The organism is Nonomuraea sp. NPDC004702, assembly GCF_053601695.1.
This window is the reverse complement of the sequence record NZ_JBSGCE010000091.1, coordinates 1-21,674: the sequence shown is the minus strand read 5'-3', so window position 1 is coordinate 21,674 and position 21,674 is coordinate 1. Positions and strand designations below refer to the sequence as shown.

The window sequence follows — 21,674 nt, the reverse complement described above, 5'->3', positions numbered from 1 at the left end:
CGATCGAGACGCGCCGCGGCACCATGGCCGATCATGCAGCGGCGCGGCTTCGCAGCCGCTATAGGGCACCTCCTCTCCATGCGTCGATCTCCGCCTGGAGCGCGTCCATGTCCACGGCGGGAACTCTGGCGACGGCGATCCATGCCCGGATGAGGGCTGCTAGTTGATCAAGGTCGCCGTCGACAATGCGGCCGTTGACGGTGAACCAGGTGATGAGTGCGCCGCTCTCAGGTCTGTCGTTGTCGCAGCGAGAGCACAAGACGACGACGTTGGTCCCATGGACGGTCTGCCCGTCGGCGCGCAGGATGGCATGGGGAACGCGGACGGACAGCAGGCCGGGTCCGCCGCATCGCCCGCATGGCGGAGCTGGGCCGGTAATCCTCACGGCGGCGAGCCGCTCCGGCCGCTGGCTGTTCATACCTCGTTGAGCGCGCCGGCGCCCAGAAGGACCTTCACATCACCAGCGAACGCACCATTGCTGGTGTTCACCTTGTAATCCGGCAATGCCAAACGGACTTTCCTGTGGTTAAGTCGTTCCACCACCAGCTGAACGGGAGTGTCTCCCTTGTGCGTCAGGAATGTCTGCTTGAGTTCAGCGACGAGCGCGGCATCGATCCTGCTCTCTTGTAGATTGAGTACGACGGGTTGCACGCCGCCGGTCTCCTGAGCGTTGGTGATGTCCAGGAACTCGATGGCGGAGGCGCTGAAGTTGACCGTGGCATCCTCCCCGTTTTCACGCATTCGGATCCTCCCCGTCACAGACACGACGAGGTCTGTGGCGAGGTTCTCACCGTAAAGCTGATACGTGGCGGGGAAACATGGAACTTCGAGCGATCCGTAGTGATCCTCGATGTTGAGGATGACCCAGGAATTGCCGTCTTTGGTTACCTTTTTGGTAACGCTGGAGATGATGCCCGAGATGCGGACTTCGCGTCGCTCCTGATTGGCGTCACCATTGAGGATCTGGGCGATGGAGTAATCGCGCTTCTTCTCCAGGATGCTCTCAGCGCCGTTGAGCGGATGATCTGAGACGTACAAGCCGAGCATCTCCCGCTCGAATTGCAGTAGCGTCTTCTTGTTCCATTCCCCTGAAGGAATCGTGACGGCGAAGGCGCTGGTGCCCGCCTCTTTATCGAGTGCGCCGAATAGGGAATCCTGGCCGATCGCCTCTTTCTTCTTCACGTCGCTGATCGCATCGACGGCTTGGTCGAAGATTTGGGACAAACCCATCCGGGTATGGTCCATGCTGTCGAACGCGCCGGCCTTGATGAGGGACTCGATGGCCTTCTTGTTGCAGACCGACGCGGGAACCTTGTTGAGGAAGTCATTGAAGTCGACGAACTTGCCGTGTTCCTTCCGGGCGCCGATAATTCCGTCGATGGGGGATTTTCCGACGTTCTGGACGGCGCCGAGCCCGAACCGGACGTCGTTGCCCTTGGCCTCGAAGCGCTGACCCGACTCGTTGACGTCGGGCAGGAGCACCTTGATCCTCATGCGGCGGCATTCGGCGAGATAGATCGCCATCTTATCTTTGTTGGTTCCGACCGAGGTGAGGAGCGCGGCCATGTACTCGGCCGGATAATTGGCCTTGAGGTAGGCCGTCCAGTAGGACACCAAACCGTATCCGGCGGTGTGGGACTTGTTGAAGCCGTAGGCGGAGAAGGGTTCGAGGACGTCCCAGACAGCCTTGGCGTGTTCCTCTTTGTAGCCGTTGGCCTGCATACCCGACAGGAAGGTGGCCCATTGCTTGTCCATCTCCTCCTTTTTCTTCTTGCCCATCGCCCTGCGCAGGATGTCAGCGCCGCCGAGGGTATAGCCGGCGAGTTGCTGCGCGATGGCCATGACCTGCTCCTGGTAGACGACCAGGTGGTAGGTGGTACCGAGAATGGGCTCCAAGACTGCTTCGAGGTCGGGATGGATTGGAGCGATCCGCTGCTGGCCGGCCTTGCGCAGCGCGTAGTTGGTATGGGCGTTGGCACCCATCGGGCCGGGACGGCCCAAAGCCAAGATCGAGGAGACGTCTTCGAATCGAGCGGGGGCGATGAGCTTGGTCAGATCGCGCATCATGCTGGAGTCGAGCTGGAAGATGCCGAGCGTCCAGCCCGCCGCCAGCAGTTCGTAGGTCTTAGCGTCGTCGAGAGGGAGAGTGAGCATGTCGAGCTCGATGCCGCGGTTGAGTCGGACGTTCTCTACGGCGTCGCCCAACACGGTGAGGTTGCGCAGGCCCAAGAAGTCCATTTTGAGGGCCCCGAGGTTCTCACACGAGGGTCCGTCGAAGCCCGTGATGCGCGCCTGGTCCTCTTGGCGCATGAACACCGGCATGACATCGATGAGGGGTTCGGAGGACAAGATGACGCCCGCGGCGTGGACGCCGGTGCCCCGGGTTAGGCCTTCCAGGCCGAGTGCGGTCTCGATGATCCTTTTGACGTCTTGGTCCTCCGCGTATAGCTTGCGAAGCTCCGCGGCTTCGGCGTAGCGTTCATGCTTTTCGTCGAAGATGCTGGTGAGCGGGATCTCTTTGCCTTGCGCGGCGGGAGGGAACGCCTTGGTGATTCTTTCGCCGACGACGAAGGGGTAGCCCAAGACGCGAGCCGCGTCCTTGACAGCGGCTTTCGATTTGATCGTCATGTAGGTGATGATCAGACTGACGTTCTCCTCGCCATACTTTTCGGTGACATAGCGGATCATGTCGCCGCGCCGGCGCTCGTCGAAGTCGATGTCGACGTCGGGCATGGAGATACGTTCGGGGTTGAGGAACCGTTCGAACAGCAGTGAATGCGCGATCGGGTCGAGCTCGGTGATGCCGGTCACAAAGGCGACCATGGACCCGGTAGCCGATCCTCGGCCCGGGCCGACCCATATGTCGTTGTCTCGGGCGTACTGGCAGATGTCGGCGACGACGAGGAAGTAGCCGGGAAAGCCCATTTCCTCGATAACTGACAGCTCATACTCAATGCGCTCAAGGATGTGCGCGGGAACCGGGTCGCCGTAACGACGGACAGCCCCTCGGGCGCATTCCTTGCGCAACCATGACATCTCCGTCTCGCCCTCGGGCACCGGGAACTTCGCGGCGAGGTCGCGATGCTTGAACACCTCGGCGTAGTCCTCGACGCGCTCCGCGATGACCAAGGTGTTGCGGCAGCCCTCGGCCCAGAGGTCTGAGTGATCCAGAGCCCACATTTCTTCGGCCGAGCGGATGTAGTAGCCCTCGCCGGAGAAGCGGAACCGATCGGGCTGGTCAATCAGGGAGTTCGTGCCGACACACAGCAGGGCATCATGCGCGCCCACCTGGTCGGCTGTCACGTAATGGGAGTCGTTGGTGACCAATGGGGGAATGTCGAGCTCGCGTCCCAGGCGTAGCAGGTCTTCGCGGACACGGCGCTCAATGCTGATGTTCCCGTGGTCCATCAATTCCAGAAAATAGTTGTCTTTCCCGAAGATTTCCTGGTATTGAGCGGCCGTCTTGAGTGCTTCGTCATATTGGCCGAGCCGGAGCCTCGTCTGGACCGCGCCGGACGGGCAACCAGTAGTGGCGACGATTCCGTGGTGGTATTCGGCGAACAGGTCGTCGTCCATCCGGGGATATTTCTTCATGTGGCCCTGGATTGACGCCAGGGATGAAATCTTGAAGAGATTGCGCAGGCCTTGAGTGTTGATCGCCCACATGGTCTTGTGCAGGTAGGTGCCTGTGGCGGAAACGTCGCCGCCGAGGCCGGTGGCCTCGTTGAACCTGCGCTGGTGAGGTTCTCCCCAAAAGACCGGCTTCTTGTGGAAACGCGAGCCCGGTGCCACGTAGCCTTCTATACCGATGATCGGTTTCAGTCCCGCACCACTGATTTTCTTGTGAAATTCATAAGCGCCGAACATGTTCCCATGGTCCGACATAGCGACCGCCGGCATGCCTAGCTCGACGACGCGATCCGCCATTTTGCCGATCTTCGCCGCACCGTCCAGCATCGAGTACTCAGTGTGAACATGCAGGTGGACAAAGGATTCAGCCACGGATGATCTTGTCCTTTCGGGATCGCGCGGTAAGAGCTTCACAGCCTATCGGTTCGACGCGGGGGATTGCCGGTGTACGCGGCCAGCGAGTGCGGTCACGCTAATGGGTGATCTCACAGAAATAAATCGGGCGATGAAGGGCGTTCGGGACGCTGACGGTGACGTTTCGGGCCTTTCAGGAAAGATCGCCGAAACTAGTGACAGAGGGGAGCCTCCGGTATATGAGTTCTCACCACAAGAAAACATGACTACCAAAAGGCGCTACGTGATCGCTCATCGTGCCATCCTCAACGTCTCCCACACGGTGGTCCACCTACGCTGCCCGGTCACCGGGGACGAACGACGGCGGGCGGTCACTCCCCAAGGGCAGCCGCGCGGGGACCCCGCTCTGGCGAGCGAAGCGGCAGCCGGATCCGTTGTCCCGATTCAGCTACGACTTCTGAGAGGGCGGAGCGGCTCCTCACGGCGCCCAGACGCCCTACCTCCCAACGAGAACGGCCGACGGTGCATCTCAAATAACCCCACCGCCGCACTGCTCGCTCACTTGGACAGACCTCCGCCTCGACTAACACGGTCGAGCGTGAAGCGGTCTACGCCAACAACAACCCTGGCGCTTCGCACGAGGCCGGCACGATGTTCGTGTCTACCAGCGCGACCTTGCCGGCGGTGCCGCCCCGTCCATGGCAACCCGCGGCGGGTGCACGGTCGCGACGGAACGCGTCACCTCGGGCAGCCGACTGATGAGCTCATCGCGGGTGCCCTGATCCACTACCGCGTCTATCCCGGTGTCTCTCCGTTCAGGGCCTAATTCAACGTGTCGATCAACGGCGTGCCCGTATCCGGACAGGCAAGAGGACTCAGGTAGCGGGTTCAGCGACCAGAAGAACCTCATACCCCGGAGACCTTGTGGCCACCAGAGCGATGACGGGACGGTTCCACCTCACCGATGCGCGGTGGACGCTGCTGGAGCCGCTGCCGATGACCAAAAGACCAGGTCAGCTGCTGCCAGGGAGGAGGCGTCAGCTGATCGACGGGATCGCTGGCAGGTACGGATGGGTCTACTGTGGCGGGACGTCGCCGAGTGTTACGCCACCTGGCGAACGGTCTACCGCATGATCCGCCGTTTGCGGCGGGCTGACAGAAGGCAGCGGCTTCTCACGCGGCCGCAGGTTCTGGCCGATGCCGCCGTCTTGACCGGCTGGCAGGCCGGGGCGGAGTCCACCGTCTGCTCAACCCATCAGCACGCGCTTAGCGCACGCCAGGTCGGCGAATGCCAGGACAAACCAGCTGGCGGATCGCGAGGTGAACCCACCGATCGTACGCTTGGACGCTCCCAGGCGCGGCCTGTCGACCAAGCCGCACCTGGCCTGCTAGTGTCATCCGCCTGAAATTCACCAGTTAAATCCGTATGGTGTTGGTTGTGGCGCATCCAGGACCGTCCGCAGTGGAGATCCACTGATCGGACAGTGAGCGGGCTCGGCTGATCGGCATGTCAGCGGAGTCGTCGAGGGTGGCGGTCCGGGCGAGGATCGTGCTGGCGTGTGCGGGGTTGGGGATCAGCACTGCGCGGGTGGCGCGGGATCTGGGCCTCGCGGAGAGCACGGTGCGTAAGTGGCGTGCGGCTTTCGCCCGAGGCGGGCTGGAGGCGCTGGCCGATGACGTGCGCACCGGCCGGCCCAAGGCGGAGCTGACAGTGTCGCGGGACGAGCGGGCGGTGCTGCGGCGATGAGCGCGGCGGGCCAAGTCCGCGCAGGCCCTGGCGATGCGCGCGAAGATCGTGCTGGGGTGCGCGGACGGTAAGGACAACAAGCAGATCGCCGCTGAGCTGCGAGTGCATCCGGACACGGTCTCCAAGTGGCGCCGCCGGTTCCTGCGCCCGCGGCTGGACGGGCTGATCGATGAGGAGCGTCCAGGCCGCCCGCCGTCGATCAGCCTGGACCAGGTCGAGCGGGTGGTGGTGGCCACGCTGGAGGAGACACCGGCCGGCGCCACGCACTGGACCCGCGCCTCGATGGCGCGGCGTAGCGGACTGTCGGAGTCGACCATCGGCCGGATCTGGCGGGGCCTTCGACCTCAAGCCGCACCGCACGACAACGTTCAAGCTGTCGACCGATCCGCTGTTCGTAGAGAAGGTCGTCGACGTGGTGGGTCTCTATCACGACCCGCCTGAACGCGCGGTGGTGTTGTGCGTGGATGAGAAGTCGCAGATCCAGGCGCTGGATCGGTCGCAGCCGGTGTTACCGATGATGCCGGGCATGCCCGAGCGGCGCACCCATGACTACGTTCGTCATGGCATCACCAGCTTGTTCGCCGCCTTCAACGTCGACGATGGCAGCGTCATCGGCGAGCCGCATCGCCAGCACCGCGCCACCGAGTTCGAGAAGTTCTTGGTCACGATCGACAAGAGCGTCCCTGCCGAGCTGGACATCCACCTGATCTGCGATAACTACGGCACGCACAAGACGCCGGCGATCAAAGCGTGGCTGGCTCGTCATCCCCGTTTCCACATGCGCTTCACCCTGACCGGGTCGTCCTGGATCAACCAGGTCGAGCGGTGGTTCGGCTTCTTGACTGGCCAGCTGATCCGGCGTGGTGTGCACAAGAGCGTCCAGTCCCTGGAGAAAGACATCCGGGACTGGATCGTTCAATGGAACGACAACCCGCGGCCGTTCGTATGGAGAAAGACCGCCGAAGAGATCCTCGAATCCCTCGCTAAATATTGCCGACGAATTTCAGGCGCATGACACTAGCAACGAGAGCGTCTGCTTGCCCGGCCGGTGAGGGCGGCCAGCGCGGGGACGCGCCACAGCCTACGGTCATGGCCGCCATCACGGCCCCGGCTCGGGCCTGGCTCGGGCCTGGCTCGGGCCTGGCCAGCCGCGGATCCGACGCCAGTTGCTCTGCGGCGGCAAAGCGGACTTCTGCCGCTCAATCCGACGCACGCTCGCGCCCGCGAGATTCGGTACGCCATTCGATGCGGCGACCTATGTCACCAGGCCGCCGACTCCTTCTCGGTCCAGAAAGGCCATCACGATGGCCACGTGTACCCCTCATCACGTGCGTCATGAAGTCCGCCCCGCCGAGCGTAGGTCGCCCTTCACTGGCCCTTCACTTCCAGCGCGGCGAGTGCCCTCAGGCCGAGCCGGTTCAGGTCGTCCGAGGAATGCGCTGGGCCGGAACACCTCCAGGGATCGTCCGTGTCGCGCCCTTGGCGGAAGCCGCGCGCGGGCCGCTTCCACCGTGACGCGGAGACTGTTGGCGTCGACCGGCCCGTCGAAGCCGAGCGGCAGGCGCAGTGCCCGCCTCATGGCTGCTCCTACGGCTGCGGACCCGTACGCGCCTTACGGTGCCTCGCGAGTGACGCTGCTCCACATCGCATCGAACCACGCGGACGTCTGCTGCACGTAGTGAGCCGATGTCGAATGGGGACCATCGCTCAGCGCGAAATGAAACAGCTCGCTGTCCTTGCCCATCAGGTCGTACATCACGACTGGCGTCTCACCCAACGCCACGGTGTGTTCCTCGATCGCGTAGTAGCCGAAGAAGGCCTCTTCTTCGTTGATCACGTACATCTTGAACCGTGGCGGTTCTCCGCTGATCCGAATATCGCCGGACGCATGTGCCACCAGGCCGAGGTCTCTCAGCTCGTTGACCGATTCCACGATGGCCTGGGCGTGCTGGCGAATGACCCTTGCTGCGCGCTGTCTGAACAGCGGCTCATCCTGACCGTTATCCACCCGACAGGGGAGAGACCATGGTCGGTCGGTGTCCGGAACAAGGAGTCGGATAGAGATCCGTTCCGGAGTTAGACGGCCTGCTCGGACGTTGTCGAGCGCTTCCATCATCGCCTCGTGCAGGGTCTCACCAGAGAACCCTGCGAAGTCGATGGTGACTTCCGGCCGCCTGAACGCTTCCTCGATGCGAGGGCGCAGGCCGACGGGACGAGGGGTCTGCTCACGGACGAACACGCCCCTCCCCTGCCGGGAGACGATCAGCCCCTCCTCCCGGAGTTGACGGATCGCTCGCTGAATCGTCGGGCGCGCTATGCCGAAGGTCTTGGCGAGTTCCGACTCAGAGGGCAGCTTCTCTCCCGGCGCGAAATCCTTTGCGAGGATGGCCGCTCTGAGCTGCGTGGTGACCTGTTGAAGGGGAGGACGAGGGTCGTCGGGATCGAGTCTCATGCACAGATCGTAAAAGCCCCTGAATATCTTTTCCAGAAATGATGGTCATACTCTTGATGGAAGTAGCCAGCCGGGCAGTATGCCGGGCGCCTGATCCGCCTAGGTACGATAGCCATGTTGAGTTCCCTTTTATCCTCTTTAGCCGACTCCCCTGAGCAGGGCTGATATCGCCGCCACTGGCCCAGTTCAGCTGCCGGTTGCTCGGTTCGCGCTGCGGGCCACAGGGCTCATTGCCACCAGCTACCACTCCTGACCTGCGACAATACATTGAAAGGGTTAAGTGATCTGAGTGTGGATTCTGTTGTGGCGTAGCTAGCGCTTCGAGTAGTGGCTGCGGAGGGCTCGTGTCTGGTGGGGTCGGCGTAGGTGGGACCAGGCCAGGACATGGTCGAGGGTACGGATGGTGGCGTTGGCCAGACACGCCAGGTGGCGGCGGATCGCGGCCCAGGTGAAAGGGACCAGGCCGCACGTGCCGTTAGGGCGCGATCGGCGGTGACGGCGAGGTAGGCGTGGGCGATTATCGCGAGGGCGGCCCAGCGGTGCCAGGACGTCCATCGTCTGACCTGGTGTTCATCCAGTCCCGTGAGGCCCGTGCCAAACTGGATGGCCGCCTCGACAGTCCGTCCGCGTCTGGTGACGCGCACTAAGGTTGACAGCGGCGCCAGGAAGCTGAATAGCGGCGGTAGGCATCGCCGATGCGTCGGTCGCGGCGGACGAGTAACGGGTGGTGGCCAGCCTGGTCGCAGGCGAATCGCAGCATCCTGACCGGCCCTACCGCCTGCTGCTCCGCATATGACCAACGACCAGAGGGGAGCCGTCGTCGCGATGACCGTCAGCCCAGCCGTCCAGCACGCGCTCGACCACGTCAGCCAGACCCACTACACCCTGGAGGAGGACGGCTCCAAGCTGCCGCAGACCTCCGCGCCTAGCATCATCGCCACCATGTTGGACATGGTCGACGTGCGGCCCGGTCAGCGCGCCATGGAGGTCGGCACCGGGTCGGGCTTCTCCACCGCCCTGCTGTCCCACCTGGTCGGCGAGAAGGGCTGGGTCACCTCCAGCGACATCGACCCCGGCCTCATCACGCGGGCCGGGCAGCGGCTACGCGCGGACGGCCGCGCCAACGTCACCTTGCGGGCCGCCGACGGCGCCACCAGCGACGACGGCGGCGAGCGGGTGGACCGGGTCATCGCCTGGGCCACGTTGGAGCGCATCCCCGACGGGTGGGTGCGCCACGCCGCTCCCGGGGCTGTCATGGTCGTCCCGGTCCAGGTGACGGACCTGGCCAAGACCTTCCTCGTCGTCCGCGTCCACGTCGGGCACGGCCAGGCGCTGAAGGTAGACGGGCTGCTGCGGGCGGGGTTCGTCGAGGCCACCTCGCACGTCCTGGACCAGTGGATCGTGCCGCCGCGCGACGTCGACGCACTCGTCCACGACGGTGAGGGCCAGCCGTGGTGGCTGTCAGCGTCATGGCTGCGCGCCGGGGACGGCGACACCGGCCGGCGGCTGCTGCGGGAGCTCCAGACGTCCGGCCGCACCGGGCAGGGGCCGCTCGTGGCGGGGGAGGAGCCCGGCGACTTCTACGCCTTCCTGCTGGCCACCCGGCCCGAGGGCCTGACCACGGCCGCGCTCGGCGACCCGGTGTGGCGCGTCGGCGCCTCCACCTCCACCGGCATCGCCCTCATCACCCCTGATGACGCCGGCGAGCGGGTGGCCGCCGGGGACGACAGCGCCGGCGACCTGCTCGCGGGTTGGGCCCAGGAGTGGCGCGACCAAGGCAGGCCTGGCCTGGGCCAGATGACGGCCGAGCTGAACCACGGCGACGGCGGGTGGACCGTCCGTCCCACGCTGGCCGTCGGCACGCCGCCGGTCGCGGCGTCTGCGCTCTGAGGTCGTGCGGGCCCCGGGCGCCCCTACCTCACGGACCGCAACAGCCGGCGGGACTGGCCGAGCGCCGCGGCATTCATGTGCGCGTGCTGCACGACCGAACGAGCTCAGGTGTGGGACCACTGTCACACGCACGGGCTCGTGCGGGCACCGCCGTGCGGCCCGTGCAACACGCGGCACTGGCAGGGCTGGCAGGCCGCGCGCGGGCGAGCCGCAGCCGGAACGTGGACGAGAGCTATTGCGGATAGTGCGGACGCCGCGGCGTCGAGGGGGAACAGTGGCCGTGTAGCAGGTGACGTGCGTGGCGGCACCCCCAGCCCCTATGCCCCACCAACGCCCAACCGTCCCACCGCGCCCGTTTCGATTCTGTCGGCCCGACAGGCCAAGCTATGCATGTGGCGGCCCACCTTTTCCTGAAACATCAAATACGCGCCCATATGGCAATGGTCATCCGCGATATGACAACCCTCCTGCACAAGTGGGACCAGGAGGCACTGCTTCGGGCTCCAGAGCATGACGTCATCGAGACCCTGATCAGATTCGGGACTCTGGACTGCCCCCGCCTCCTCCGCCATGAGGCATGGATGCTGGAGCCGGCAGAAACCATCCAAGAGAGCACCAAGTTCGGCCGCCGGATTGAACGACGCGTTTCGCTCCTCACGCTAGTAGTCCCGTACGAGGGCGAACGCATCCTGTTCTTCACTAGGCCGTCGCGGTACCCCAGGGACCCGCCCTCGGTACCATACCTGGACGACAGGCAGCTCTGGCTCACTGTGGAAGGGCAGCTGACCGACGGCGCCAAGGTGCGTAAGCGGTTCGATCGGCAGCTGAACGAGATCGAGCAATGGCTGGGATGGGCACGAGAAGAAATCGATCCCCACAACGCCAACATCAGGGAGTCCGTGCCCCGCCTTGTGTCTCACCGGCGGGCCGAGTTGCTGGCCATCCGTGACGTGCAGGCCGCCGTCGGGTTTCCTATCCGCAAGCGTACGGACGCCGCCGCCTACAGCGTTCCGGTCAAGCGGCGCCCGGTCCGCCCCTCGGCGGGTGTGTCCGCCTCCCAGGGCGCGCGGTTCGCTCCGGAGCCCGTCCTTGCCGAAGAGGACTACGAGGCCGCCCTTGAAGTCCTGCGCCACTCCCGCGACGCGCTGGAGCGCACCCCGTCCCTGGCGGCCGGAATGGACGAGGAGTCGATCCGGAATCTCCTACTGGTCTCTCTGAACGCTCAGTTCGAGGGAGCGGCCAGCGGCGAGGTGTTCAACGGCAACGGCAAGACCGACATCTTGATCCGGGAGCGTGACCGGAACGTCTTCATCGGAGAATGCAAGATTTGGGCGGGCCCCAAGACGGTCCAGGACGCCCTTAATCAGCTGCTGGGCTATCTGGTGTGGCGGGATACCAGGGCCGCCCTGCTCGTCTTCATCAGGAACAAGGATGTCAGCGCTGCCATCCGTTCTGCCGTCGAGGCGGTTGAGGCGCACCCGAACTGCAAGCGGCGGGGGCGGCACGACAGTCACGAGCGGGTGGACTTCGTCATGCATGCTCGCGGAGATCGTGACCGGGAGATCCACCTCGCTCTGTTGCCCTTCGCGCTGCCTGGCGACGCCACCAGCCGGTTCCGCCGCTGAGGTCGACCGCCGCGGTGCGGCCTCGCCTTGCCATCTTGAGCTCAGGCGGTTGCTGGCGAGTCTCGGCCAGGCCGTGCGCTGCCTCAGCCTCCGGGGACAATGAGTGCTGATCGGGAAGGTGGTGCAGATGGCCGACGACGAACTCGCGGTGCCGGCCCGGATCCTCTGGCCGGCAGGCTCGTTGACAGCGAGATGGCGCCGCTGCCTGGTGGTGCCGTAGAGGTGTGGCACTGCGGCGTGCCGATGGCGCACCAGGTGAGCGCCATGCGGTGGACGGTGAGCCGCGGCACCTGGCGGCCCGGCGCGGGCGTTGGAGGTCAGATGCTGGCGTGCCTGCGGTGAGGCGCGCGCTCGGCTGATGCTGGAGGTACCGGTCGCCGACGGGACACCGCCCTAGCAGGAACCGACCCTTGGCAGGACGGGAGTGCCGCTGCGGTGGCGGGTAACGGCGGGCGCTGCCGTGGCAGAGGTGCGGCGGCGTGTGGCCGGGCGGGTGGTGGCCAGGGCCGAGGAGCACGCGGTGGCGCTCACGGACGCGGCGCTCGACGCACTCGCCGATCTTCCTCGCTAGGCCCTTCCGATCGGTGCCTTCTCCGGCCGGGCTCTTGCCTCCGGGGGCTGCCGAACGACCTCGAACGCCATCGGACGGCCTTGATGAACGTTGCGGGAGGACCTCGAACGCCGCCGGAGAGCCTGCCGGTGCACATCGAACGCCGTCGAAGGACACCGAACTCTGTCGGAAGATCCCGAACGCTGTCAGCGGATCTCGGCCGGTTAGGAATGGATGACACGGCCAGGCGACCGTCCCTACGCTGGGTCGCACTACTTCCCCCAGGAGTCACCATGGCCCACCAGCCATCAGGTGAGGCGTCTCCCCCGCGCCGCCTCACCGTCGTACCACCTCACCCGGACGCCCCCGCGCCACCGCCCCCGGCGGCAGCCACCCGGGAGACCCCGACCAGGGACTTCGACGCCGGGAACAAGGCGGCCCTCGTACATGCCGCGTACGCCGCCGGCGACCTGACCACTGAGCAGGCCGTCGAGATGATCGCCGCGCTCCCCGGCCGTGAGGAGACGACGGCCGAGTACGGGTGGCGGCGCGCGTGCTGGTGCCGGCCGTGGCGCAGCAGGTGCTGGAGCCGTTGCGGACCGGCGCGGCGCCGAGTGGGTGCCGCCGGACAAGACGAGCGTGGAGAGCTGGTGGGCGGGCGCGGACCCGAATGCGCGGAAGGAGCTGCTGACCCTGCTCGTTGGCCACGTCGTCGTCAAGCCGGACGACGGGCCCGAATGTGCGAAGCATCGCAGCCCAACGCCTCTATTGTGGTCCTTCCCGCTGAAGCGCAGAAAGACGCCGTGTGGTTCCAGGTTGAGGGCAGGCCAGAGGGGCTCGCTCGAGCAACAGGCTTGGTGCGTGTCCTTGGGCGGCGACTCCGGGACTTGGCGGCTAGGGAGACCATGGCGTCACTCCGGTGCTCGTCCTCGTGAGCGGTAATGAGAAGGATCCAGATCGGGCACACCTGCCTTGAGATCCCTCTCCCGGTCTCTTCGTAGCACCCCGAGCGTCTGGCTCGAAGGATGAGGAACTGCCCTCCTTGGCAGGCCCATTCGTAGGCGCCACAGCATGAAGTCTCGGTGATCCGAATGCGATCTCTCGCGGGACGCGCGTATCGCTCCCATCGCGGGACCGTTCCATCAGGAGGCTGAACCACGCCCCGTCCTCTCAGGGGGCGTACTCCCGCAGGTAGCGATGGACGGTGCGGCGGCTCCGCTGCCAGGTGCAAGCGAAAGCAAGCTCGAGCAGCGTATCGGCCACCAGCTCTTGCCTGATGCCGAAAGCGACCTCATCGGGGGCCAGCATGGGCAGCGGCCGTGCCCGCCATCTGCCTTGGGTGTCGCGCCAGACGTAGAACCGCCTGAACGCACCTCGCAGGTCACCGGGCAGGGTCCTAGGTGTGGGGGGCGACGGTGGTTGATCCTCTGGTGTGGCGCTGGACAGGGAAGTCAGTTCGCCCCCGCCCACCGATCGATGGCCTCTCCACGCCGCGACCGCGAACTCGGCGCCTCTCCAGCCGCGACTGTGCTTGTCATCCGAGGCCATGATGCGCCTCCCCGGACCAGCGCAGGATGGCCCACGTCCGATGCCCGTTGTGATCGCCGGACGCGCCGAAGGATGTGGTGGCGCTGGATAGTTCGGCTGTCTCGAAGCCGCCGACGTTGTCGTAACCGCCCGGATCGTGGACCTCGATGCACAGGCTGTCGTGGGCCACGTCGATCCGCGTCTGGATGAGCTGGCCTCGTTTGGTGCGCCGGATGGCCGCCGCCATTAGGGCTCGGGCGACCCGCTCGGCGTCGCTTGCGAGATCGGGGCGTTCGGCCTGAGCGATGCCGCGTGCCCAAACGCCGACGATGTCGATGCTGTCCGGAATGGGCGGTAGGTGCTGCTGATACATCACAAGCAGAACCTTCCCAGGTAGGCTGTGCTGCGTCCCGATAAGCTTGAAGCTTACCGGTAAGGCTGTCAAGCTACCCGCGTGAATCGAGAAGACGAGCGCCACTTGTACCTGCGAGTCGCCGACCAACTGCGCGAACGCATCAGATCAGGAGAGTTGCGGGAAGGAGATCGCCTGCCCTCCGTCCCAGGGCTCGCGAACGACCTCGGCATCTCGCGCTCCACCGCCTCGGAGGCACTGAAGGTGCTTGTGTCCGAAGGCCTCGCCGTCGCGCGGTCCGGAGCTGGCACGTTCGTTCGGCTGCCGCGTGAGCCGCAGCGCCTGATCCGCGCCTGGTACCGAGCGACGCCGTACGGTTCACCGTTTATGCAGGACATGGAACGGCAGGGCCGCGAGGCCGGCTGGACCTACCAGTCGCAGACCGCCCAGGCTCCGCCCGAGATCCGCGACCGCCTGGGCCTCGATGAGGCCACGGGCGATGTGGAAGACGTCGTTCGGACTGACTATGTCTTCTCGGCCGATGGCGAGCCGGTCATGCTCTCGACCAGTTGGGAACCGCTGGCGATCACGCGCGGAACGCCGATCGTGCTGCCGGAGGATGGCATGCTGGCCGGCCGCGGAGTAGCCGAGCGCATGCTGAGCATTGGCATACCCATCGACGACTGGGTGGAAGAAGTCGGTGCTCGACCTGGGACGACTGAGGAATGCGAGCGACTACGGCACGCGCCGGGCTCGATCATAATGACCATCCGGCGCACGTACTACTCGGGGGAGACCCAGGTCGAGACGGCCGACATAGTGGTACCAGCTGACCGGTTCACGCTGGTCTACAGCGGCAAGATGGGGCGCGCCTCTGGCCAATAGCCATTCGTCGGGCCTCTCACTTCACTTGATCGACCACAGAATGATTCCGAAGACCGCAGGACCCGACCGAGTTCGTCGTGTCCCTCCCCCGACTGGGATCCCGCCAGACAGCCGGAGCCGCCGACGAGTACACCGTCGGCACCTTCATCGCCGATGGGGATGTCGCCCGGCGACTGGCCCACGTCCGACGCGTCATCAGCCTCTCGGCCATGGCCGCTTCTCTAGCAGGGACAACGGCCATCAGCCCTTCGACTGGCCGGTCCAACTGAGGCAGCGAGCCCATCGGTACGGATCAATCGAGACCGAGATCAGCTCCGCCCGAGAGCTGGTCCCGGACCCGGCACGGGGCCGCCGAGAGGAACGATAGGAGCGTGCTCTCGCCCATAGGTACCTGTCACTCCCCGTTTGCTACGTCAGGCGTGACGCACGAGGCCACCGCTCACAGGGCAAACCGGGAACAGAGGTTAGTCATTGGGCTGACCCCCTATCAGCTCTTCGACGGCTGATGGGGCACCCATGCCCAGCCGGCCAGCGCGGCCGAGGCGCGCGCGTCGCGCACCTCGGCTGTCGCCAGCCCTGATCTGGCCCGGCACCGCATCGACGAACATGTCCGTGAACCGCGCGTCCTCGTCGGCTATCGCGTTGACCTCTTCGAACACTGCACCATGCTGATCAACCAGCGCGTTCGCGACCTCGACATCACCATCGAGGGGATCGTCAGCCTAACGACCCGGCCCCGCTGGAGATCACCGGCATCAGCCACAACTCCACGGCGGCCCTGATCTCCGAGAGCGGGGACATCACCCGATTCACCAGCTCAGCCAAGCTCGCCCGCTACAACGGCCGCGCGCCGATCCTCATCTACTCCTCAGACCGGGAACGTCACCGCCTCCGAGGCGGCAACCGCCGTCTCCACACCGCGGCCATCGTCACAAACGCTGCCATCCCGCAGCCCAGGAACTTCTGGCCTGGCACGAGGCCTACCCAAGGCAAGAGGAGCACGACGCGTACTCCAACGCCACCTCATTGACGTCATCTACCGCGCCATGACCACCGATCAAGCCGCCTGGCAGCACGAGATCGCCCGCCACTCTCTCGTCACATTGACCAGAAGCATCAACGGCCCGCTCCGTCAGTACTTCCCCAAGGGGACCGACCTGTCGGCCCACACCCGGATCCGCTCGACGCCGTCGCCGCTGAACTGAACGCCAGACCACGAAAGACGCTCGGCTGGGAAACCCTAGCCAAGCGCCTCGCTATGCTTCTCGCCACCAGCAACTAGCGCCACTGTGTTGTGCCGCCCCCTGGAATGCGCCGCACGGGAGGCGGGGTGTCTTCGGTCTCAGGCCGCAGTGCGGTTCAATGTGCGGTCCGGGGTGCCTAGCCAGATCCGCTGGCCCTCGGTCGTGATGGTGATGCCGAAGTCTCTCCAGCTCGGTTCGCCCCACTCCACCCACTGGGCGTACGCCTGGACGACCTCGTCCCACAAGGGCCGGTCGCCTACCTGCTGAACAGTGATCTTCGACTCCGGCCTGCAGGTGACAGCGGCCCACGAGCACGGCATGTCGGGATCCGAAAGCCACATGCGCCACCAATGGCCATCCTCGTCGGTGCCGCGGCTGGTGGTGGTGACGATTCCGGTGAGCGCGGACACGGCGAGGTCCATCCCAGCGTCGATCTGGTCAAACGCTCGCGGGTCGAGCGCTGTCCAGTAACGCCGCCGCTCACCGGGCGGTGTCTCATCCGGCGCTGGCCGTTGGGCCCGCATCCACATGTACTCGGCGAAGTCGACCACTCGGCCGACGGCGGTGGAGTCGTCCTGGACTTCCAGTCGCAGGCAGTGGCCGAAGCCGGGACGCCATGGCAGCACGATCACGCCGCCGGGCCGGGACTGCTCGACCCAGGCGTACGGCACGGCGCGGATGCCGCAGGTAACGTGAACCCGGTCATATGGCGCTCCGTCCGGGCACCCCAGCGCTCCGTCTCCCACGAGCAGCCGGGGGGAATAGCCCGCCTCGCTCACATTCTTCGCGGCCTGCTCGGCGACGACCTGGTCCACCTCGATGGAGGTCACTTTCCCCTGATCTCCGACGAGGTGGGACAGCAGTGCGGCTGTCCACCCAGTGCCGGTGCCGATCTCCAGCACCCGCATGCCGGGCTCGACCTGGAGGTGGTACAGCAGGTCGGCGACGGTGCCAGGCTGGAATGCCGACGAGGTGTAGTCGCCCTTCAGCGCGGTCAGGGGCGTTTCGCCGTCGTCGAGCTGGGTGACGATGGCGTTGCGGGAGTACACCGCCTCGTACCAGGCGTCGGGATCGGCCTTTCGGTCGATCAGGTGAGGCTCCCCGTCGTCGGTGCGCACCAGGCCCACGTCCGGGATGAACTGGTGACGGGGCACGGCGCGGACGGTATCCTTGATGGACTCGCTGATGTCGCCGCGCTCTGCGGAGTCGAGCGCGGCGATCAGCCGGTCCATGTGGGCGGCCATGTCCACTACTTGCCGCCGCCGCGGTCGCCGCCCTTGGACTGTCCCTTCGCGTCGTCGGTGCTGCCGGCGCCCTTGTCCGTGTTGTGGTCAAATGGTCGGTCGGTCGGCCGGCCGCTGTGCTTTCCACCCATGCTGATCTCCCAGATCTCGATACCTTGCGTATTGTGACCGTATGACTACGGCACGGGGTCGGCAAGAGGAGCGACTGGAGCCGGTTTTCGCCAACGGGAATCGTCACTCCCCGCTTCGCTACGGCAGGCGCGACGGACATGGTCCCGCCTACTGGGCGAGAGCTGAGAACAGGGGTTCGTCGTTGGGCCGACCTCGCCCCTCAGCTCTTCGCCAACTGACAGGTCACCCATGCCCGGCCAGCGGCTCCTGCGCTGGCGGGCGCCTGACGGCCTTCCTCCGGGCCGTACCGAGCCTTATAGTCGTGGAACAGGGTCCAGGCTGTGGCCAGGCCGATGACGAACCCGCGCGGCCCTCGTTCTCGCCTATTTCGGACACAACCGGCTACCAGAAGTTCGCTGAGATCACTTCACCGAGCCCTCTTCATCCTGCTGCCGCAGGTCAGGAGCCGTGACTGGTGAAGGTGAGTCCTGTGGCCTGCGGCGAGGCCTGGACGTCCGGCAGCTGAGCTGGGCTTGTAGCTGCGGTATTAGTCCCCGCTCAGGAGAGCCGGACAAGGAGAATGAAAGGGGTCAGTGCGTAGTCGATCTCTGTGGTCGGTACAAGCGGACACCACAGCATCGCGATGGGGCGAGCATGGAACTACGGTGTGCATGGGCGCACCTTCCCGACCGGCGCCGGCGCGTCGGGCACGAGTGAGACCTACAGACGAACATCTGGAAGGTGCGCCTCTCCCGGCGGTCCAGAGGTTCAACCATTTCTCACGGAGGCTGCGTACGTGATGCGGGACCTGTACAACACGGCTGTCCAGGCCGGAAACGGCGCCACCGGCTCCTACAACACCAACGTCCGAGTCGACACTCCGGGCGGACCGGTCATCGTACGCATCCCCATCGCCGGGGCCGATGCCATGGATCTTCGAATTTGGCTTGAGCAGGATATCCTCACAGCGCTTACGCCGGATATCACCTGTGTCCCGAAGCTGCTGCACGTGTCACAGAGTCCCCCCTTTCAGATTCACGAGTTCATCGCCGGCGGCATTGTCAATAGCATCGCGCCGAGGGGAACCCGCGTGCCACCCGCGGTACTGACAGATGTCGTGGAACTGTTAGGCCAGCTCACCATGGTTCCACTGGATCGACTGCCGGCGTTGCCGCCGTCGTGGCCGGTTGACGCCGCTACGGCCGCCTTCGCCACGCGGCTGTCCGACATGACCGCACAGGTCTACGACACCTTCCATGAGTCCTATCAGTCGCTTTTCTCCGCGCTAGGCATCCCTGATGACCCACTGGCGCCGATACTCGCTCTTTGGCCCGAGCTCACGCCACGGCCACTCATGCTCGTCCACGGGGATCTCCATCGGAAAAACATGATCTTTCGTGACGGACACGTCGTGTTCCTCGACTGGGAGCTCGCGCTGTGGGGCGACCCTGTCTACGATCTCGCTGTCCACCTCTTCAAGATGACCTATTACGACGATGAGCGTCAGGCCGTTCTCGCTGGCTGGCTGAGAAGCATGCCGGCTCCGTGCACGCAGGGGTGGGAGAAGGATCTTCGCATCTATCTGGCGCACGAGCGGGTGAAGACAGCCATCGTCCACACTGTGCGGTATACCCAGCTCATTTCAGGGGGCCGACTTAGCGCGGCCGAGGAAGATCACCTCATCGGCAAGCTGACACGCCAGCTCAATGCCGCCGGAGCGATCTGGCGGTGGCGTAGCCCGATAAGCATCGCCTACGTCGGGAGCCTAGTACAGAGAACGCGCTCCCTGTAGGTCACACAGACAGCGCGTGCCGCGGGTGGGTCAACACTGCGCTCCGATCCCATCCATGTCAGCTGCGCGAGGCGAGATGCGAACCGGGTGGAGCGGGCGGGGATCGCGTGCCTACCGCATTGAGGGGACCGGCGGATGCGACACCCGGCTGATCCGGGCAGGCGCTGGAGGCACCCGGTCGGACCGGACGCTACGAACTGGGGGCTGCTACCTGGCGCACGCGCACCTCCACGGTCCGTGTGGACGGGCAGCGCTTCGACTGGTTGGATGAGTGAGTTCGGGGACCAGTTTCGCATGAGTTCTGGCGCCAATTGGCGATCTTGAGGGTTGGTCGGCGAACGAGTTTGGGTACCACTCTGCGGCTGGGCAGGGTCAGGTCTTGTCCACTTCGTCGCATTCTGTTGAAGCATCGCCTCGCCTCTGCCCAGTCGAGAGCGAGCTCTTGAGCGTGTTGCGGAGTTGCGTCCGGTGAGGGCAAGATCGGCGTGTGAGCGAGTATTCCTGGCCGGACAACGGCGTCGAAGCCGCGAGAAGAGCCAGGGCTGGTTGGTCTGCCTCGTGTCAGGCTCTTCCGATCGGGACCCGCGTAACAGGGAAGGTCATCGGCCGGCAGCCGTTCGGGGTGTTCCTGCGTATCGATGGCGTTCCGGATGCGATCGGCCTTGCCGAAATCACCGCGATGCCGGTGGACTTCGACCTGCCTGGCATGGGCGCCGAGGTGGTGGGCGAGGTCATCTGGCATGCTGAACACAATCATCAGGTGAAGATCAGGCTCATGCCGTAGGTGCTCATGGGCTGAGACTGCTCAGCCCGTCCAGGACGTTGCCGCCCAGCTGGTTGACGTGGCGAGGTGGACCGGGCGGGGAAATCACCAGGCTGGCGCGTCTTGCTGGACGCGGGAGTGGGCGAGCCGGTAGGAGTCGGTTCCGGTTTCGATGATGTTCCCTGTCAAGTCAGCGTGTTGAACCTTGCTGAGGGTTTCGGGCTGACCGTTGAGCGTTAGCGCCTCAGATGTTGTCGCAGGAGCTTAGTGGTCGGCGCTGGAAGTCCCTCGGGGGTGGACGGTTGCCGGTTGGTGTGCTGCTCGTGATCAGCTATCGGCGTTGCTCACATAGAGGTCGCAGACCAGGTCGAGGGCCTCTTGCGGGCTGCCGGTGAACCAGATCGCGTCCTCATAGCCGCCCGTGCTCGGCGTGTGGATTGCCAGCCCCCACCGGTGCGCCGAGCCGCCGTAACGCAACCGCATCAACGGCAGCCACTCACCGTCGGCGAGTGCGCCTTCGACGTAGCCGAACTGGCCGCGGTAACGCACGTGAACGTCAGCCAACTGCGGCCAGTGCTGCTTGGCGTCCAGAAACAGCCGCTCGGCCAGGGACATCTTGGCCGAAGCGGGAATGGTGGGCATGACCGACATCCTGCCGTCTTGGCGTGTCGTTGACCCACTATCGGCGCGAATGCGGGCATTGTCGCCACGTCACCGTGAAGATCAACCCTAGAGAGCCCTCTGGTGCCCGTCCCCCGCGCCCGCCAGATCACGCTGTCAGCCGCCGAACGCCGGCGGCTCAAGCAGCTGGCCTACTCCCACACCGCCCCCTACCAGCAGGTCATCCGCGTGCCGATCGTGCTGGACGCCGCGCACGGCTACTCCAACGCGAAGATCTCCCGACGCCGGGGGATGACCGTTGACACCGTCCGGCTCCGGCGAGGCCGATTCGCCGACGAGGGCATGCTAGGACTGGCCGACCGGCCCCGTTCTGGACGCCCACCCCACTTCACCCCGGTCCAGGTCGCCGAGATCAAGGCATCGGCCTGCCAACTGCCGGCTGAGACCGCGGTGCCGCCATCGCGATGGAGCTGCCCCGATCTGGCCAGTGAGATCGTGGCCCGGGGCATCGCTCCGGCGATCTCGGCCTCCACCGCGCGCCGGATCCTGGCCGCTGACGCGCTCAAACCCTGGCAGTGCCAATCCTGGACCTTCATCCGTGACCCGGACTTCGCCGCCAAGGCCACCCGGGTGCTGGATCTGTACGCCCGCATCTGGGACGGCATCCCGCTCGACCCCCACGAGTACGTCATCTCCTCCGATGAGAAGACCTCCATCCAGGCCCGCTGCCGCTGTCATCCCACACTGCCCCCAGGAGCCGCCCGCACGATGCGCGTCAACCACGAGTACACGCGCGGCGGTGCGCTAGCCTATTCACCAGTCTTGACCAGGTCGAAGACCGGCTGGTCGCCTTCGAGTGGCGTTACAACGCGACCGCCCGGCCCTTC

16 protein-coding genes and 2 pseudogenes are annotated in these 21,674 nt (G+C 65.3%); 10 read left to right on the top strand and 8 right to left on the bottom strand.

Annotated elements, in window-relative coordinates:
- Positions 1–58: 58 nt before the first annotated feature.
- Both ACWEJ6_RS48990 and dnaE read right to left on the bottom strand, forming a co-directional pair.
- Positions 59–418, bottom strand: coding sequence for a DUF6300 family protein (locus tag ACWEJ6_RS48990; protein WP_452432315.1), 360 nt, complete (start codon positions 416–418; stop codon positions 59–61).
- Positions 415–4,002, bottom strand: coding sequence for a DNA polymerase III subunit alpha (gene dnaE / locus ACWEJ6_RS48985; RefSeq protein WP_452432313.1), 3,588 nt, complete (start codon positions 4,000–4,002; stop codon positions 415–417). Before dnaE ends, ACWEJ6_RS48990 begins: the two co-directional genes overlap by 4 nt.
- A 1,489-nt stretch (positions 4,003–5,491) precedes the next feature.
- Here dnaE and ACWEJ6_RS48980 point away from each other — a divergent pair.
- Positions 5,492–6,746 (top strand): annotated as a pseudogene (locus tag ACWEJ6_RS48980) (IS630 family transposase).
- 597 nt (positions 6,747–7,343) lie between these two features.
- Here the strand turns inward: ACWEJ6_RS48980 and ACWEJ6_RS48975 are convergent.
- Positions 7,344–8,183, bottom strand: a complete 840-nt coding sequence (locus ACWEJ6_RS48975; RefSeq protein ID WP_452432311.1) for a GntR family transcriptional regulator — start codon at positions 8,181–8,183, stop codon at positions 7,344–7,346.
- 792 nt (positions 8,184–8,975) lie between these two features.
- On the opposite strand from ACWEJ6_RS48975, the gene ACWEJ6_RS48970 reads away from it, so the two are divergent.
- From ACWEJ6_RS48970 to ACWEJ6_RS48960, 3 genes are all read left to right on the top strand, one after another.
- Positions 8,976–10,073 (top strand): protein-L-isoaspartate O-methyltransferase family protein, encoded by a 1,098-nt coding sequence (locus ACWEJ6_RS48970; protein ID WP_452432310.1) that lies wholly within the window; start codon positions 8,976–8,978, stop codon positions 10,071–10,073.
- 75 nt (positions 10,074–10,148) lie between these two features.
- A complete protein-coding gene (locus tag ACWEJ6_RS48965; protein ID WP_452432308.1) occupies positions 10,149–10,487 on the top strand; it encodes an endonuclease domain-containing protein in 339 nt (112 codons plus the stop codon).
- On the top strand, positions 10,466–11,698 hold the full coding sequence (locus ACWEJ6_RS48960) for a hypothetical protein (protein WP_452432307.1): 1,233 nt from the start codon (positions 10,466–10,468) through the stop codon (positions 11,696–11,698). Before ACWEJ6_RS48965 ends, ACWEJ6_RS48960 begins: the two co-directional genes overlap by 22 nt.
- Before the next feature lie 2,084 nt (positions 11,699–13,782).
- Here the strand turns inward: ACWEJ6_RS48960 and ACWEJ6_RS48955 are convergent.
- On the bottom strand, positions 13,783–14,148 hold the full coding sequence (locus tag ACWEJ6_RS48955) for a hypothetical protein (RefSeq protein ID WP_452432305.1): 366 nt from the start codon (positions 14,146–14,148) through the stop codon (positions 13,783–13,785).
- An 81-nt stretch (positions 14,149–14,229) separates the two neighbouring features.
- Between ACWEJ6_RS48955 and ACWEJ6_RS48950 the strand changes: the two genes are divergently transcribed.
- Positions 14,230–15,012, top strand: a complete 783-nt coding sequence (locus ACWEJ6_RS48950) for a GntR family transcriptional regulator (RefSeq protein ID WP_452432303.1) — start codon at positions 14,230–14,232, stop codon at positions 15,010–15,012.
- Between the two features lie 464 nt (positions 15,013–15,476).
- Here the strand turns inward: ACWEJ6_RS48950 and ACWEJ6_RS48945 are convergent, their stop codons facing one another.
- The gene (locus ACWEJ6_RS48945) at positions 15,477–15,671 is read right to left on the bottom strand and encodes a hypothetical protein (protein WP_452432302.1); all 195 of its coding nucleotides are present in this window, start codon (positions 15,669–15,671) and stop codon (positions 15,477–15,479) included.
- Between ACWEJ6_RS48945 and ACWEJ6_RS48940 the strand changes: the two genes are divergently transcribed.
- Positions 15,671–16,042 (top strand): transposase, encoded by a 372-nt coding sequence (locus tag ACWEJ6_RS48940; protein WP_452432326.1) that lies wholly within the window; start codon positions 15,671–15,673, stop codon positions 16,040–16,042. The two genes, ACWEJ6_RS48945 and ACWEJ6_RS48940, sit on opposite strands and share 1 nt — an antisense overlap.
- Positions 16,043–16,130: 88 nt before the next feature.
- A pseudogene (locus tag ACWEJ6_RS48935) lies at positions 16,131–16,294 on the top strand (IS30 family transposase); the annotation flags it as partial.
- A 60-nt stretch (positions 16,295–16,354) separates the two neighbouring features.
- Here ACWEJ6_RS48935 and ACWEJ6_RS48930 read toward each other — a convergent pair.
- A complete protein-coding gene (locus ACWEJ6_RS48930) occupies positions 16,355–17,500 on the bottom strand; it encodes a methyltransferase domain-containing protein (RefSeq protein ID WP_452432301.1) in 1,146 nt (381 codons plus the stop codon).
- 5 nt (positions 17,501–17,505) lie between these two features.
- Positions 17,506–17,631 carry a hypothetical protein gene (locus tag ACWEJ6_RS48925; RefSeq protein WP_452432300.1) on the bottom strand — a complete coding sequence of 42 codons (126 nt, stop codon included), beginning with the start codon at positions 17,629–17,631 and terminating at the stop codon, positions 17,506–17,508.
- Between the two features lie 779 nt (positions 17,632–18,410).
- Here ACWEJ6_RS48925 and ACWEJ6_RS48920 point away from each other — a divergent pair.
- Both ACWEJ6_RS48920 and ACWEJ6_RS48915 read left to right on the top strand, forming a co-directional pair.
- Positions 18,411–19,403: an aminoglycoside phosphotransferase family protein gene (locus ACWEJ6_RS48920; RefSeq protein ID WP_452432325.1), complete on the top strand. Its 993-nt coding sequence runs from the start codon at positions 18,411–18,413 to the stop codon at positions 19,401–19,403.
- Positions 19,404–19,890: 487 nt separating this feature from the next.
- Entirely contained in the window at positions 19,891–20,187 is a 297-nt protein-coding gene (locus tag ACWEJ6_RS48915; protein WP_452432299.1) for a hypothetical protein, read from the top strand.
- Positions 20,188–20,493: 306 nt separating this feature from the next.
- Here ACWEJ6_RS48915 and ACWEJ6_RS48910 read toward each other — a convergent pair whose 3' ends face one another.
- A complete protein-coding gene (locus ACWEJ6_RS48910) occupies positions 20,494–20,808 on the bottom strand; it encodes a hypothetical protein (RefSeq protein ID WP_452432298.1) in 315 nt (104 codons plus the stop codon).
- A 102-nt stretch (positions 20,809–20,910) separates the two neighbouring features.
- Here ACWEJ6_RS48910 and ACWEJ6_RS48905 point away from each other — a divergent pair.
- Positions 20,911–21,674: helix-turn-helix domain-containing protein (locus ACWEJ6_RS48905; RefSeq protein ID WP_452432297.1), on the top strand; the 764-nt coding region annotated here is incomplete at its 3' end.

Excerpts from the sequence above, each read along its gene's own strand:
- ACWEJ6_RS48990 (WP_452432315.1), bottom strand. The coding sequence starts at position 418 with ATGAACAGCCAGCGGCCGGAGCGGCTCGCCGCCGTGAGGATTACCGGC.
- ACWEJ6_RS48975 (WP_452432311.1), bottom strand. The coding sequence starts at position 8,183 with ATGAGACTCGATCCCGACGACCCTCGTCCTCCCCTTCAACAGGTCACC.
- ACWEJ6_RS48970 (WP_452432310.1), top strand. The coding sequence starts at position 8,976 with ATGACCAACGACCAGAGGGGAGCCGTCGTCGCGATGACCGTCAGCCCA.
- ACWEJ6_RS48965 (WP_452432308.1), top strand. The coding sequence starts at position 10,149 with ATGTGCGCGTGCTGCACGACCGAACGAGCTCAGGTGTGGGACCACTGT.
- ACWEJ6_RS48955 (WP_452432305.1), bottom strand. The coding sequence starts at position 14,148 with ATGTATCAGCAGCACCTACCGCCCATTCCGGACAGCATCGACATCGTC.
- ACWEJ6_RS48930 (WP_452432301.1), bottom strand. The coding sequence starts at position 17,500 with ATGGCCGCCCACATGGACCGGCTGATCGCCGCGCTCGACTCCGCAGAG.
- ACWEJ6_RS48925 (WP_452432300.1), bottom strand. The coding sequence starts at position 17,631 with ATGGGTGGAAAGCACAGCGGCCGGCCGACCGACCGACCATTTGACCAC.
- ACWEJ6_RS48920 (WP_452432325.1), top strand. The coding sequence starts at position 18,411 with ATGCGGGACCTGTACAACACGGCTGTCCAGGCCGGAAACGGCGCCACC.
- ACWEJ6_RS48910 (WP_452432298.1), bottom strand. The coding sequence starts at position 20,808 with ATGCCCACCATTCCCGCTTCGGCCAAGATGTCCCTGGCCGAGCGGCTG.